At 65.2% G+C, this 14,351-nt stretch carries 13 protein-coding genes; 3 read left to right on the forward strand and 10 right to left on the reverse strand.

Annotated features, from left to right (window positions below):
- Window positions 1-53 precede the first annotated feature (53 nt).
- The 3 genes from HNS03_RS08935 to HNS03_RS08945 form a co-directional block, all read right to left on the reverse strand.
- A complete protein-coding gene (locus HNS03_RS08935; RefSeq protein ID WP_367194771.1) occupies window positions 54-692 on the reverse strand; it encodes an amino acid ABC transporter permease in 639 nt (212 codons plus the stop codon).
- 146 nt (window positions 693-838) lie between these two features.
- Window positions 839-1,633: an ABC transporter substrate-binding protein gene (locus HNS03_RS08940; RefSeq protein WP_367194645.1), complete on the reverse strand. Its 795-nt coding sequence runs from the start codon at window positions 1,631-1,633 to the stop codon at window positions 839-841.
- A gap of 64 nt (window positions 1,634-1,697) precedes the next feature.
- Window positions 1,698-2,894, reverse strand: a complete 1,197-nt coding sequence (locus tag HNS03_RS08945; RefSeq protein ID WP_367194647.1) for a pyridoxal phosphate-dependent aminotransferase — start codon at window positions 2,892-2,894, stop codon at window positions 1,698-1,700.
- Between the two features lie 337 nt (window positions 2,895-3,231).
- On the opposite strand from HNS03_RS08945, the gene HNS03_RS08950 reads away from it, so the two are divergent.
- Window positions 3,232-3,927 (forward strand): GntR family transcriptional regulator, encoded by a 696-nt coding sequence (locus tag HNS03_RS08950; RefSeq protein ID WP_367194649.1) that lies wholly within the window; start codon window positions 3,232-3,234, stop codon window positions 3,925-3,927.
- A gap of 100 nt (window positions 3,928-4,027) precedes the next feature.
- Here the strand turns inward: HNS03_RS08950 and HNS03_RS08955 are convergent, their stop codons facing one another.
- Window positions 4,028-4,492, reverse strand: a complete 465-nt coding sequence (locus HNS03_RS08955) for a RidA family protein (RefSeq protein WP_367194651.1) — start codon at window positions 4,490-4,492, stop codon at window positions 4,028-4,030.
- 210 nt (window positions 4,493-4,702) lie between these two features.
- On the opposite strand from HNS03_RS08955, the gene HNS03_RS08960 reads away from it, so the two are divergent.
- Complete coding sequence (locus tag HNS03_RS08960) at window positions 4,703-5,557, forward strand: cell envelope integrity EipB family protein (protein WP_367194652.1); 855 nt, start codon at window positions 4,703-4,705, stop codon at window positions 5,555-5,557.
- 5 nt (window positions 5,558-5,562) lie between these two features.
- Here the strand turns inward: HNS03_RS08960 and HNS03_RS08965 are convergent, their stop codons facing one another.
- Window positions 5,563-6,861, reverse strand: coding sequence for a DNA polymerase IV (locus HNS03_RS08965; protein ID WP_367194653.1), 1,299 nt, complete (start codon window positions 6,859-6,861; stop codon window positions 5,563-5,565).
- A gap of 168 nt (window positions 6,862-7,029) precedes the next feature.
- Between HNS03_RS08965 and HNS03_RS08970 the strand changes: the two genes are divergently transcribed.
- The gene (locus HNS03_RS08970; protein ID WP_367194655.1) at window positions 7,030-7,401 is read left to right on the forward strand and encodes a response regulator; all 372 of its coding nucleotides are present in this window, start codon (window positions 7,030-7,032) and stop codon (window positions 7,399-7,401) included.
- A gap of 231 nt (window positions 7,402-7,632) precedes the next feature.
- Here the strand turns inward: HNS03_RS08970 and rpmG are convergent, their stop codons facing one another.
- From rpmG to topA, 5 genes are all read right to left on the reverse strand, one after another.
- Window positions 7,633-7,800: a 50S ribosomal protein L33 gene (gene rpmG / locus HNS03_RS08975; RefSeq protein ID WP_367194657.1), complete on the reverse strand. Its 168-nt coding sequence runs from the start codon at window positions 7,798-7,800 to the stop codon at window positions 7,633-7,635.
- Window positions 7,801-7,941: 141 nt separating this feature from the next.
- On the reverse strand, window positions 7,942-8,676 hold the full coding sequence (locus tag HNS03_RS08980; RefSeq protein WP_367194658.1) for an NUDIX hydrolase: 735 nt from the start codon (window positions 8,674-8,676) through the stop codon (window positions 7,942-7,944).
- Entirely contained in the window at window positions 8,673-9,134 is a 462-nt protein-coding gene (locus HNS03_RS08985) for a DUF983 domain-containing protein (RefSeq protein WP_367194659.1), read from the reverse strand. Before HNS03_RS08985 ends, HNS03_RS08980 begins: the two co-directional genes overlap by 4 nt.
- A complete protein-coding gene (rnr, locus tag HNS03_RS08990; protein ID WP_367194661.1) occupies window positions 9,131-11,422 on the reverse strand; it encodes a ribonuclease R in 2,292 nt (763 codons plus the stop codon). Before rnr ends, HNS03_RS08985 begins: the two co-directional genes overlap by 4 nt.
- Window positions 11,423-11,435: 13 nt before the next feature.
- Window positions 11,436-14,099, reverse strand: coding sequence for a type I DNA topoisomerase (topA, locus tag HNS03_RS08995; RefSeq protein ID WP_367194663.1), 2,664 nt, complete (start codon window positions 14,097-14,099; stop codon window positions 11,436-11,438).
- Window positions 14,100-14,351 lie beyond the last annotated feature (252 nt).

The following is a 14,351-nucleotide window of genomic DNA, read 5'->3' on the forward strand; positions in this document are numbered from 1 at the left end:
GCGTCCGGGCAAATCGCCTCCGCCCGGAACGTCCGGTTTTATGAGTCCATGACCTAACGCGTCTTGGCCGCGCTGCCGCGCCGCTCCAGCCAAGCCACGACCCGGACCATCGGCCACAGAATGATCAGGTAGATGATTGCGGCGGCGATCAGCGGGCTCGGATTGGCCATCAGCGCCTGGGCGTCGGTCGCCTGTTTCAAGAGGTCGGGCATAGCCACGACGGAGGCGAGCGAAGTGTCCTTGGCGATGGCGATGCAGTTGGACGTCTGGGGCGGGATCGCCACCCTGAGCGCTTGCGGAATGATCACCTTGTAGAGCGTGACCGGAAAGGGCAGGCCGAGCGCGCGGGCGGCCTCGAACTGGCCGTCGGGGATGGCGGAGATCCCGGCGCGGAACACCTCTGCCGTGAAGGCCGACAGCACGATGGAGAGCGCGACCGTCGCCGAGGTGAAGGAATCGAAGCGAACGCCGACGAACGGCAGCGCATAGTAGATGACGATCAGCACCACCAGCACCGGCAGTGCCCGGAAGATATCGATGAAGCCGATGGCCAAATAGCGCAGCGGCTTGGGCCCGTAGAGCCGGCCGATGCAGATCAGGATGCCGGCCAGCGTTCCGATCACGATGGCCGTGCCGGCGAGCATCAGCGTGTTGATGAGGCCCAGCCACAGCATCGGCAGGGCGCGCATCATCACGTCCGCATTGAAGAAAGTGTCAAGCAGGCTCGGCACGGAGACCTCTGGCGCAACCTGTCGAATAGGGCCCGGACATCGGCCGGTCGCTCAAGCAAGGATCGCCGCGTGGCGGGTGACCGGCCACACGGCGGGTCGGCGGCGAGCTACTGCGCCTTCGGGATCTCCAGGACGGTGACCGTCGCGGTTCCCGGATCGGCCTCGACACCCAGCCATTTCTTGTGGAGCGCGGCCATGGTGCCATCCTCCTTGATCCGGGTGATCGCACCGTTGACCTTCTCCAGCAGCGGCGAGCCCTTGCGCATCATGATGGCGAAACGATCGCCGGTACCGATGCGCTCGACCACGTGCATGGCCGGCATGTGCTGGAAGGCGAACTGGAAGCCGGCGATGTCGCCCACCGCACCGGCGACGCGGCCGGCCTGGGTGTCCAGCAGCAGGTTCTGTTGGGTATTGTAGCTCTTGTAGTCGCCGAAGCCGTACTTTTCGGCGTTCTCTTTGATCCACGCCTCGCCGGTGGAGGTCGAGATCGCACCGATCGGCTTGCCCTTCATGTCGGCAAGGTCGGTGATTCCGGAGTTCTTGTTGGAGACCAGCGCCAGGTCGGAATCGTAGTAGCCCTGGGTGAAGTCCTGGTTTTGCAGCCGATCGTTGGTGATGGTGATCGACGAGATCGCCATGTCGATGCGCCCGGAGCTGGTGGCGGCGAACAGGGCCTGAAAGCCGAGATCCTGGAACTCCACCGTGTCGCCGAGACGCTTCCCGATTTCGTTGGCGAGATCGACCTCGAAGCCCTCGAACGAGCCGTCTTCCGTCTTGTTCTCCCATGGCGGGTTCGCCGGATAGGCGCCGACCACGAGCGTATCCGCCTTGGCGGCGGTCAGCGTGCCAGCTGCCAGAACGGCGGCGAGCGCGGCCCATGCGATCGTCTTGAAGTTCATACCCCTCTCCTTGTTTGGGCCCACGCGGCGCCGGGCTCTGCCGGCGCGGTCGGGCCGAAGGCGCTCAGGCGCCGAGCGTGCGCGCGATGCGTCCCGCCGCCTCCTCGATCTGGCGGGTGTCGCGGCAAATACACATGCGCAGAAACGCGTTGGAGGCCTCGCCGAACAGCCAGCCCGGTGCGAGCCCCACCCGCGCCTCCTCCAGAAGGCGGGTACAGGCCTGGCGCGAATCCGATTCGTCGGCGAGCGCGAAGGTCACGTACATGCCGGCCTTGGGCTTTGTCGGCAGCACCACGCTGTTGAGTCCCGACAGAGCTTCATAGGCGGCATCCACCCCGGCGCGGCAGCGCTCGCGGATCTCGCGCACCACCGGTTCGCCCCGAGTGATAGCGGCAAGCCCGCCGGCTTGGACGAAGGCGGCAGTGCCGCTGTTGATATACTGGGTCATGGCCGAAAGCGGCCCTCCGACGGAGACAGGATGGGTCAGCCAGCCGAGCCGCCAGCCGGTCATCGCCCAAGCCTTGGAGAAGCCGTTGATGCTGATCACCAGGTCCTCGTCCTCGGCGAATTGGAGCACCGAGGGCGCGCGGTCGGCGGAATAGTGCAGGCGGTTGTAGATCTCGTCGCTGATGATCCAGATGCCGGTCCGGCGGCTGAAGTCGATCAGCGCCTGAAGCTCCTCCGCGCTGGCGGTCCAGCCAAGCGGATTGGAGGGCGTGGAGAACATGATCGCTTTGGTGCGGGCATCGCAACGGGCAAACAGCGCGTCGAGATCCAGCCGCCAGTCGTCGTTCTCATAGCGCAGCGCCACCGGTCGCGGCTCGCCGCCGACCACGTGGATGGCGTGGCGGATGTTCGGCCATTGCGGTTCGACATAGACCACGTTCTCGCCACGCTCGACCAGGAGATCGAGAGCCAGGAACACCGCCTGCATGCCGCCCGGCGTCACGGTGGAGCGCCCGGTGGAGATCGGCCGACCGTGCAGAGCGGTTTGATAGCTCGACAGCGCTTCGGTGAGGGCGGGCAGGCCGCGCATGTCGGGTACGTAGAAGGTGTGGCCGGTGTCGAGGGCCTCTTTGGCGGCGTCGCGAATAAAGGCCGGGGTCACCAGGTCGCCTTCGCCGTACCAGAGCGTGATGACGTCCTGAAGCGTGCCGGCACGCACCGCCAGCTCGGCGATGTTTTCCGTTTCCAGATCCATGATCTGGGGACGAATGCGGTCGTAGGCCCGCGGCACTGCCGCACGATCGAATACCGGCATGATGACCTTGTTTCGTTGCGGAAATTCGACCCCGTCGCCCGCGAGCTGAAGCCGGACATCCGAGGATCTATCCCGCGCGCTTGCTCCTGGATCTGGACGATTTCGGGTTGTGGAGCCCCGAAATCACGAACGTGATTGCTCCTCATAAAGTGTAGCGGGATGCAGGCGGAAAACCGGTTTCCACTTTTCCTTATCCCGCTCGCCCGACAACCGAAGGGTAGCTTTCCGTAAAACTGTATCCATTTCAAGATTGAAATTTCTTCGCTGGCGCTCGACCATGAGAGAGAAGGCCGGCCAGAAGAAATCCGCCGGATGGCCGACTGCGCCGGGAGACGTCGTGGCAGAAAAAGCGGATCCGAAAACCAAAACCCAACTCTACGCCGGCATGTCGCCGTCGAGCCTTAGAACGCAGATCTATGCCGATCTCAGGCGGCGTCTGCAGCGGGCGGAGCTGATGCCGGGGCATCGGTTGGTGGACACCGCGGTGGCCACGCAATATCGAGCCTCGAGGATGCCGGCGCGCGAAGCCTTGATGGTGCTCGCCTCGCAGGGCTTCCTGCAGCAGACGACACGCGGCTTCGTGGTGCCGGAACTGTCGGCTGCCGACGTTCGCGACATTTTCGTCGTGCGCAAGTTGTTGGAACCGGAAGCGGCGGCGACGGCGGCCCGGAACCTGGACGACGATGGGCTGTCGGCTTTGGCGGCGGCGCGCGATCTGGCCCTCGAAACATTTGCCGACAACGACGTCGAAGGGCTGATGGAAGCCAACATCGCGTTTCGCCGGCTATGGCTTTCGGCGGTCGGCAATCCGCGTCTGGTGGAAACGATCGAGAGCTTTCGCGATCACATCCAGGTCGTGCGGATCGCCACCCTCAGACAGGCGGAGACCCGAGCGGTCGTCATCAAGGGGATCGAGACGCTCGCGGCGGCCTTCGCAGCGCGCGACGAGGCCGCCGTGCGGGCCGGCATGCGCGCCTTCATGGATGCGGCGGAGGCGGAATTCTTCAATGCCGTCCGACCGTCGCTGCCCTAATGGCGCACCTATGACCTTCCTCAGAACGAGTTTGGGTCGAAGCGCCCCAAACTCGTTCCGGCCGATGTACCGTCTTTGCGCGGAATGCGCTCCGCCGAGATCAGGCGATCTCGAAAATCGCCTCGATTTCGACGGCCACGCCGAAGGGAAGGGCCGCCACGCCAACGGCCGAGCGCGAATGCTTGCCGCGGTCGCCAAGCACCTCCACCAGGAAGTCCGACGCACCGTTGACGACCTTGGGCTGGTCGCCGAAATCGCCGGTTGAATTGACGAAGGCGGTGAGCTTCACGAGCTGGCCGATCGCCTCCAGATCGCCGAGCGCGGCCTTCGCCTGGGCGAGGATGTTGATCGCGCACAGGCGAGCGGCTTCCTGGCCCTTGGCCACGTCATAGTCGGCGCCGAGCTTGCCGATGTGCTCGATGCCGTTGTCGCCCATCGGGATCTGCCCGGAGACGAACAGAAGCGAGCCGGTGCGGACGAACGGCACGTAGTTTGCCGCCGGCGCGGCCGGCGTCGGCAGCGTGATTCCGAGGTCGGCGAGGCGGTTCTCGATGGTCTGAGCCATGATCGTCCCTTTTTTCTGGTCCATGCCAATTTGATGGACCCTTTCATGTCGAATGGCCGTCTGCGCGGCAAGGGGCGACACGAAATATCGAGCACGCGTCGAGAGCGCTTGCATCCTGGCGCCGGGCTCGGCCACTGTGTTGCGGTCCTTTCGGCGGTCGTGGGAGCGGCGAGGGAGCGAGAGCATCGCGGCAATATGCGAGGAGACGACATGCGTTCATGGTTTGCCGTCGTGGTTGCGGCGGTGGGGCTTACGGGCATTCACGGCGTGGCTGCGGCAGACCCCGCATCACCGGAAGCGATCGCCGGCGGATTGTTGCCTCATCGCGCCGTCTACGACATCTCGCTGAACGCGGCCGCCTCTTCCTCCGACATCACGGCGGTGTCGGGCCGTCTCGTGTTCGAGGTGACCGGCGCGCCCTGCGAGGGTTTCACCGTCAACAGCCGCTTCGTGACGGAGGTGGACAACCAGGACGGCGACCGGCGCGTCACCGATCTGCGCTCCAGCACGTACGAATCCGGAGATGGCAACAGCTTCGACTTTCTCAGCCGGACCTTCACCGGCCAGCGCCTGCAGCAGGAAGCGAAAGGCTCTGCGCGGCGTGGCGACGACGGCAACGTCACCGTGGAGCTCACCGAACCGGAGCAGGCGACCTTTTCTTTGCCCGGCAACGCGCTGTTTCCGACGCAGCAGCTCATCGAGCTGATCGCGAAGGCGGAAGCGGGCGCGCAGATCGTGCAATCCGATCTCTATGATGGCTCCGATGTCGGCCGCACGGTCTATACCACCACGGCCGTGATCGGGCGGATCTCCGACGAGCCTATTACCGGTGGCGACCCGCGTCTTGCCGACGCGGTCGGCACTACACGTCACTGGCCGGTCAGCCTCGCCTATTTCGATCTCTCCGATGGCGAGAGCGGTGAGCTCACGCCGGTCTACACGCTCAAATTCCTGGTCTACGAGAACGGGGTCAGTCGGGCGCTAACGCTCGACTATGGCAATTTCAGCCTGAGCGGCAAACTGGTCGAGCTCGACCGGCTGCCGAAGGCTTCCTGCAGCAGGTAGAGCGATCAACCCGTCTCGTCCGGCTTCCGCCGGCCAGGCCGACCCTTTCCGAAGGTGAGACCGAGCTCAACAGAGCCATCGCCGTAGCGCCCGCGCAGCCGGTCGATGGCAAGCTCCGCCTGGGCCCGCTTGGTCCGCGCCGGCTCCAGCAGGTCCACCGGGTCGGCATTCTCCAACGGCTCCAGGTCGGAGACGCCGATTCCGATTAGCCGAAAGGCGCGCCCATCGGCCTCTTTGGCGAAGAGATCGGCGCCGGCCCGGTAGATCCGATCGGCGAGGCGGGTGGCATCGGAGAGCTGGCGGCTGCGGGTGATCAGCCGGAAGGCCGGTGTCTTTAGCTTCAGTGTGACGGTACGGCCCGCGATCTCCTGAGCTTTTAGCCGAGCCGACACCTTTTCCGACAGTCGCCTGAGTACCGGCAGCAGTTCCGATGGGTCGGAAATGTCGGTGTCGAAGGTGGTCTCGGACGAAACGCTCTTGCGCCCGTCGGACGGGTCGACCCGACGCACGTCGATGCCGTTTGCGAGCCGTCCCAAGCGCTGGCCCTGGGCACCGAGCCGGCGTAGCAGCGTCTCCTCGCTGGCCGCCTGCAGGTCTCCCACCAGGCGGAAGCCCGCGGCATGCAGCGTGCGCTCCAGCGCCGGACCGACACCCGGCAGCCGGTTGACCGGCTCTCCGGCGAGGTGCTCCACGGCCTCTTCGGCGTCGATCACCACGAAGCCGCGCGGTTTATCGAAATCCGAGGCATATTTGGCGAGAAACTTATTGGCCGACAATCCGACGGAAATGGTGATGCCGATTTCCTCTTCCACCCGGCTCGCCAGCCGCGCCAGCACGGCCGCCGGCGGCGCGCCATGGAGCCGCTCGGTGCCGGTCAGGTCCAGGAACGCCTCGTCGATGGAGATCGGCTGCACCAGCGGTGTCAGTTCGCCCATCATAGCCCGGATCTCTCGGGCCACGGCGGCATATTTCTCCATGTTGGGGCGAATCACGATCGCGTCGGGACAGGCTTCCAGCGCCTTGAACATCGGCATGGCCGAGCGCACGCCGGAAATGCGCGCAATATAACAGGCGGTGGACACCACCCCCCGCTTGCCGCCACCGATGATGAGAGGCCGATCGCGCAGGGAAGGATCGTCGCGCTTTTCGATCGAGGCGTAGAACGCGTCGCAATCGACGTGGGCGATCGCGAGCCGGGTCAGCGAGCGATGGGTGATCACGCGCGGGCTGCGGCAGCGCGGACAGCGCCGCGTCTCGGCCGTTGCCTCAAACAGGGTGTGGCAGTCGCGGCATAGGCCTTTCATCGTCACGGCATCCGAAAGCCACGGGCGATCAAACAAGCACGGTGGGCGAGGCCGAGGTTCACATCCGCCGCCGGGTCTCTATCATGCGCCGGTCAAGCTGCGATTCGAAAGCGCCGGATCGGGTCGACAGTCACTATAATCTACCGCGTGCCGCCGCTCGGGGGATAAATGGCCAAACGGGTCCTCATCGTGGAAGACAACGAGCTCAACATGAAGCTCTTCCACGACCTTTTGGAGGCGAGCGGCTACGAGGTTGTGGAGAGCCGGACCGGCACCACGGCCATGGATCTTGCTCGATCCGAGCGGCCGGACCTGATCATCATGGACATCCAGCTTCCGGAGGTCTCCGGACTGGAGGTCACGCGGTCGATCAAGCAGGACGACGAGCTCAAGTCGATCCCGATCATCGCCGTCACTGCGTTCGCCATGAAGGGCGACGAGGAACGCATCCGCCAGGGTGGTTGCGAGGCCTATCTGTCGAAGCCGATCTCGGTCGACAAGTTCCTGGAAACTGTCAAGATCTATATCGGCGACGAATAGGGTGCGTTCAGGCGAAGCGGAAACCGGTTGGCCGTTCGGAAACGCGTTGAAACAATAACTTAGACCCACTCCGGGATTCAGAGGAAAGCGGGACGGGTTTCGTCAACGCTGACCGAATCTAACGCCTTCCAAGCCGCTTTTGCGAGGCCTGCGAAGGGGAGCGGCGAACGCAAAAAGCGCCGGACGGCTGGGCCGTTCGGCGCCTGCGACGGCAAAGAGCCGTGTCGAAAGCTACTTGATCTTCGCTTCGCGGAAGTCGACGTGCTTCTTGGCGACCGGGTCGTACTTCTTCTTCACCATTTTCTCGGTCATGGTGCGCGAGTTCTTCTTGGTGACGTAGAAGTAGCCGGTGTCGGCGCTCGACACGAGGCGGATCTTGATGGTCGTGGCCTTGGCCATTCTCGGCAGTCCTTAGGACGAAATGTGTGGATCGAAAGCGGCCCGGACCGCGGTCGGCTCCGTGGGCGCGAAATCACGAAGCGCGAAACCTAGTCACCGCGGCAGCAAAGTCAAGTCTGAGCTGCGCGTTCGGGTGCGCGGTCAGAGCACTTCGCGCACGAAGCCCTTGCCGCGCCAATGATAGAACGGCACGGGTGCGGCGTGTTTCAGTTCCGGATCCTCGCTCAGCCGCTCAAGGAGCTCGTCGATCACCACCTGGGTCACCGTCGGCATGTCGAGATGAGCGACATCGGCAAGCGGCACCCAGTGCAGTTCCTCCAGCTCGCCCGACGGTCCGACATTGTCGGGCAACCGATCGGCGATGTGTTCGGCAGGGACGGCGAAAAAGCGGGTGTCGAATCGGCGCGGCCGGCGCGGTGGCGTAATGGCGCGGGCAATCAGCCGGAAGGGCGCGAGATCGGGCAGCAGCGAGCGTTCGGCAAACGCTTCCCAATCGGAACCGATTGGTTTCTTTGCGCTTTTGGCGCCGATGAACAGGCCGGCTTCCTCGTAGGTTTCGCGCACGGCGGTGACGGCCAACGCCCTGGCGCGGGCAACGGTCTTTGGCGCGCGCATGCGGGCCATCACGCGGGCACGGGTCGCTTCCTCGTAGTCGGAGGCGATCGGTACGCGCGAATCGGCCGGGTCGACGCGGCCGCCGGGGAAGACGAATTTGCCCGGCATGAACACATGGCCCATGTGTCGCTTGCCCATCAGCACGCGGGTTTCCGATTTGCCGCGTTCCAGAATGAGAAGGGTGGCCGCATCCTTCGGGCGCCGGTTCGGGTTGTCCATGGCCCGTTCGGTGGCGGTCAGCCGTGCGACGAAATCGTTCACCTGTGTGCCTCCACCGCAGGGTCGGCAATCGGGCCTTCCGGCGGGGCGTTGGGATCGAAACCGTGCATGTAGAGCGCCCACTGATAGGCCACCAGCGCGCCCTTGATCGGCCTGAGGAGCGACAGCGAGGCGATCAGCGTCAGCGGCCCCCACAACAGGGCGTGCACCCAAAGCGGCGGGTGCAGGGCAATTTCCACCGACAATACCAGGCTGACGATGACGTGGCCGACGATCACGATGGTGAAGTAGGGCGGGGCGTCGTCGGCGCGATGGTGATGCAGCGCCTCGCCGCAGGCGGGGCAGTGGTCGCGGACGGTCAGATAGCCCTCGAACATGGAGCCGACACCACAGGCCGGGCATTTGCCCAGCGCGCCGCGCTTTACCGCCGGCCAAACCGGACGAAGCGGCAGCTCTTCGGGCAGGGTTCCGAACGCGGACCGGGAGGGTTCAGACGTCATGCGCGGGCCTTTCTGCGTCCCTTCTTGGGCGCGGGCGATCGCTTGCGGGAAGCCGCAGTCGCCGGCCGCTTGGGACGGGCTTTCCTGCCTTGATAATCCCCTTCGCCCAGAAGCTCAAACCTGAGGGCGCCGGCAAAGGGGGCCGCTTCGACCAGGCGCACGTCGACTCGGTCGCCGAGACGGTAGCGCACTTTGGTCCGATCGCCGACCAACGAATGGGCGCTTTCCTCGTAGCGGAAATAGTCCTGGCCCAGCGTGGAGATCGGGATGAAGCCGTCCGCGCCGCTGTCGTCCAGGGCGACGAACAGCCCGGACCTCGTGACGCCGACGATCCGGCCGGTGAACTCCGCTCCGACATGATCGACGAGCCAAAGCGCGATCAGCCGATCGATGGTCTCACGTTCGGCGGCCATGGCTCGGCGCTCGGCCGCCGACAGCTCTCCGCCGAGCACATCCAGACGCTCGGCGTCTTCGTCGGTCAAGCCATCCGACCCGAGCTTGCAGGCGCGGATCAACGCGCGGTGCACCACCAGGTCCGCATAGCGGCGGATCGGCGAGGTGAAGTGGGCATAGCGGCGCAGGTTCAGGCCGAAATGGCCGATATTGGTCGGCGCATATTCCGCCTGGGCCTGGCTTCTCAGCACCACTTCGCTGACGAGATGGGCATTCTCCGTGTTCGCCACCTTTCCCAGGATGCCATTGAACTGGGAGGGCCGGAGATTGCCGACCTTGGGGAATTTCATGCCGATGGTCGACAGGAAGTCGCGGAAGGCGGCCAGCTTTTCCTGGCTCGGATTGTCGTGGATCCGGTAGAGCAGGGGGATGCGGGCTTTCTCGCAGGTCTCCGCCGCCGCCACATTCGCCTGGATCATGAATTCTTCGATCAGCTTATGGGCGTCGAGGCGTTCCGGCGTGACGACCCGCTCCACCATGCCGTCGGACGTCAGCAGGATCTTGCGCTCGGGGATGTCGAGCTCGAGCGGCTCGCGTGCGTCACGGCCGCGTGTCAGGCAGGCATAGGCCTGCCACAGCGGCCTCAGGATTGGCTCCAGGATCGGTTCGGTCTTGGCGTTGGGACGGCCGTCGATCGCCGCCTGGGCCTCCTGATAGGACAGCTTGGCGGCCGAGCGCATCATCACCCGGTGGAAGCGATGGTCGAGCTTGCGGCCCTGGGCGTCGAAGGTCATGCGCACGGCCATGGCCGGGCGATCCTCGCTTTCGCGCAGGGAGCAGAGATCGGTGGACAGCCGTTCCGGCAGCATCGGCACGACGAAGTCGGGGAAATAAACCGAGTTGCCGCGCTTCTCCGCTTCCTGGTCCAGGGGGGCACCGGCGCGGACATAGTGCGCGACGTCGGCGATCGCGACGGTGACGATCACGCCGTCCTTGTTGGCGGGATCGGTGTCGGGTTCGGCGTGGACGGCGTCGTCGTGGTCCTTGGCGTCGGCCGGGTCGATGGTGATGAGCGGCAGCTCGCGCCAGTCCTCGCGCCCCTCGAGACCGGTGACGGCCTTCGTCTTCTCCGCCGCATTCAGCACTGCTTTCGGGAACTCGTGCGGGATGCCGTGCGCGTGGATCGCGATCATGGAGACCGCGCGTTCGGAGTGCATGGAGCCGATGCGCTCGATGACCTTTGCCTTGGCGGGCCCGTAACGGCTGGAGCGCTTGACCTCGACCTCGACCAGGTCGCCGTCCTTGGCGTCGCCGATGTCGTCGGGATCGAGCACCAGCTCCTTCTGTTTCTTGTCGATCGGAGAGAGCTGCGCGCCGCGTCCGGTGTCGTTCAGAACGCCGAGCACACGGGCCGGCTTGCGCGCGATGACCTTGATCACCTGCGCGGTTTGCTGCGGCTCGTCCGCCGTGCCTTCGCGCACGCGCACCAGCACCCGGTCGCCCACGCCGGGCGCCGGGCCGGGACGGCGGCCACGGCCTCCGCCCTTGCGATCGGCGAGAACCACGACCTTCGGCGCCGGGCCGTATTCTTCCTCGTTCCACTCGGTGGGCTCGCCGATCAGCTCGCCATCGCGCGAGGTGCCCGACAGATAGAGCACCGTCACCTTGGGCAGCACGCCCGGCCGTTCCAGCTTCTTGCCGCGGCGCTCCACCAGCCCTTCGTCGTCGAGCTCGCGCAGGATTCGCTTCAAGGCGATGCGCTGGTCGCCGGTGATGCCGAAGGCGCGCGCGATCTCGCGCTTGCCGGTGGCGCCGGGATTTTCGGCGATGAATTTGAGGATCGCCTCGCGGGAGGGCAGCCCGTTGTCTTCGTTCGTCTTCTTCGTCCGGGCCACAGAGGCCTCGTCATCAGTTGGATGTCTTTGTGGAGCGGGTGGCGCTCTTGCCGCCCGCCGATTTGCCCGTCGCCTTCTTGGTTCGGGTTGAGGAGGAAGTGGTGCTTTTCTTCGCCGTTGTCGAGGTCTTTGCCTTCGACTTCGCGCCGGATGCCTTCTTCGGTGCGCCGGCTTTGGCCTCCAAAAGCTGGACCGCCTCGTCCATGGTCACGCTCTGCGGATCGGTGTCCTTGGGCAGCGTGGCGTTGACCTTGCCGTGGTTGACGTAGGGGCCATAGCGGCCGTCGCGGATGCTTACGGCACCGCCGGCGCTCGGATGCTCGCCCAGCGCCTTGAGCTCCGTCGCCGCGGCGCGTCCCTTGCCGCGTTTCTCGCGCTTTTCCGCAATCAGCGTGACCGCGCGGTTGAGACCGACGGAGAACACCTCCTCGACCGACTCCAGATTGGCATAGGTGCCATCGAGCTGGACGAACGGCCCGTAGCGGCCGATGCCGGCGGTGATCGGCTTGCCGGTTTCGGGATCGGCACCGACCTCGCGGGGCAGCGACAGCAGCTTCAGCGCGTCTTCAAGCCCGACAGTGGCGGCGCTCCAGCCCTTGGGCAACGAGGCCCGCTTCGGCTTCTCGCCGCCGCTCTCCGCCTCGCCGAGCTGCAGATAGGGGCCGAACCGGCCGGACCGTACGGTGACCTGCAGGCCGCTTTCGGGATCGATGCCGAGCACTTTCGGACCGTCGGCCTCCGCCTCGCCGTCGCCGTTCGGCTGGGCGAGCTGGCGGGTGTAGCGGCACTCGGGATAGTTGGAACAGCCGATGAAAGCGCCGAACTTGCCGAGCTTCAGCGAGAGACGGCCGTCGGCGCACGACGGGCAGGCGCGCGGATCGCCGCCATCGGCGGGCTTGGTGAAGATGTGGTCGCCGAGGATCTCGTTGAGCGCTTCCAGAACGTCGGAAACGCGCAGCTCCTTGGTCTCGTCGACATGGGCGGAGAAGTCCCGCCAGAAGTCGCGCAACACCTCCTGCCAGGCGAGATCGCCGTTGGAGATCTTGTCGAGCTTCTCCTCCAGACTGGCGGTGAAGTCGTACTCCACCCAGCGCTCGAAGAAGGACTCCAGGAAGGCGGTGACGAGCCGGCCCTTGTCTTCCGGCACCAGCCGGCGCTTGTCCAGTACGACGTAGCCGCGGTCGCGCAGGACCGCCATGGTGCTGGCATAGGTCGACGGCCGGCCGATACCGAGCTCCTCCATCTTCTTGATGAGGGTCGCCTCGGTGTAGCGCGGCGGCGGTTCGGTGAAGTGCTGGCGGGTCTCGATCGCCGTCTTCTTGGGCTTCTCGCCCTTGTCGATCGGCGGTAGCCGGCTGCCGTTTTCGTCCTCTTCGTCGTCACGGCCCTCTTGATAGAGGGTCAGGAATCCGTCGAATTTGATCACCTGGCCGGTGGCGCGCAGCTCCGCCTTGCGGTCCGCGCTCGAGGCGGCGATGTCAACGGTGGTGCGCTCGATTTCCGCCGATTCCATCTGACTGGCGACGGCGCGCTTCCAGATCAGCTCGTAGAGCTTGGCCTGGTCGTCGTCGAGGACGCGCTTTAGATCCTTCGGGTGGCGTGAGGCGTCGGTCGGCCGGATCGCCTCGTGCGCCTCCTGGGCGTTCTTGGCCTTGGTGGCGTAGTGGCGCTGCTTTTCCGGCAGGTAGCGTTTGCCGAACGCGCTTTCGATTTCGCGCCGGACGGACTGAATGCCCTCCTGGCTCATCTGGACGGCGTCGGTCCGCATATAGGTGATGAGGCCGACCGTATCGCCGCCGAGGTCGATGCCTTCGTAGAGCCGCTGGGCGATCTGCATGGTGCGCGAAGACGAGAAGCCGAGCTTGCGCGAGGCCTCCTGCTGCAGCGTCGACGTGGTGAAGGGCGGTTGCGGATTGCGCTTCTGCGGCTTGGCCTCGACGGAGGTGACGACATAGTCGGCGCCGTCCAGGAACGCCTTGATCGCGCTCGCCTCGTCGCCCGTCTTGATCGCCAGCTTGTCCAGCTTCTTGCCGTCGAGCCCGGTCAGCCGCGCATCGAACGGTTCGCCGCCGGCCGTCAGCATCTTGGCCAGCACCGTCCAGTATTCCTGGGAGACGAAGCGCTCGATCTCCGCCTCGCGGTCGCAAACCAGACGCAGCGCCACCGACTGCACGCGGCCGGCGGAACGGGCGCCGGGCAGCTTGCGCCACAGCACCGGCGACAGGGTGAAGCCGACCAGATAGTCGAGCGCCCGGCGAGCGAGATAAGCGTCCACCAGCGGCACATCGATCGCGCGCGGATTGCGCATCGCGTCGGTGACGGCCTGCTTGGTGATGGCGTTGAACACCACCCGTTCGATGCGCTGGTCCTTGATTGCCTTCTTCTCGCGCAGCGCCTGCAGCACGTGCCATGAGATCGCTTCGCCTTCGCGATCGGGGTCGGTGGCGAGGATGAGCGCGTCGGCTCCCTTCACCGCCTTGGCGATCTCGTTGATCCGCTTCTGCGACTTTCCGTCGACCTCCCAGGACATGGCGAAGTCTTCGTCCGGCCGCACGGATCCATCCTTCGCGGGCAGGTCGCGGACATGTCCGTAGGACGCCAGGACGTAATAGTCCGAGCCGAGATATTTGTTGATGGTCTTCGCCTTAGCGGGCGATTCCACGACAACGACGTGCATCGTTACCTTCGCGTCTTCGAGTTCTTCGGCCGGCGCGCCGCCGCATATGCGGCGCGCGATCCGCGTGCCGAGTGCAACTGATCCGATCCCAGAGGTGGGGAGGCCACCGAGCCGCGGACAATCCGGAATCCTGGCGGGCCTGTCAAATGGGGAACAAAAGTGGAGTGGGAACCCCCAAATTTCCGAGGAACAACTAATAAGAGTATCTTCACGAAATAATGCACGTCATGATACACAGGAGATGGAGCGCTG

The organism is Amorphus sp. 3PC139-8 (assembly GCF_040750475.1).
Classification (GTDB): Bacteria; Pseudomonadota; Alphaproteobacteria; order Rhizobiales; family Amorphaceae; genus Amorphus.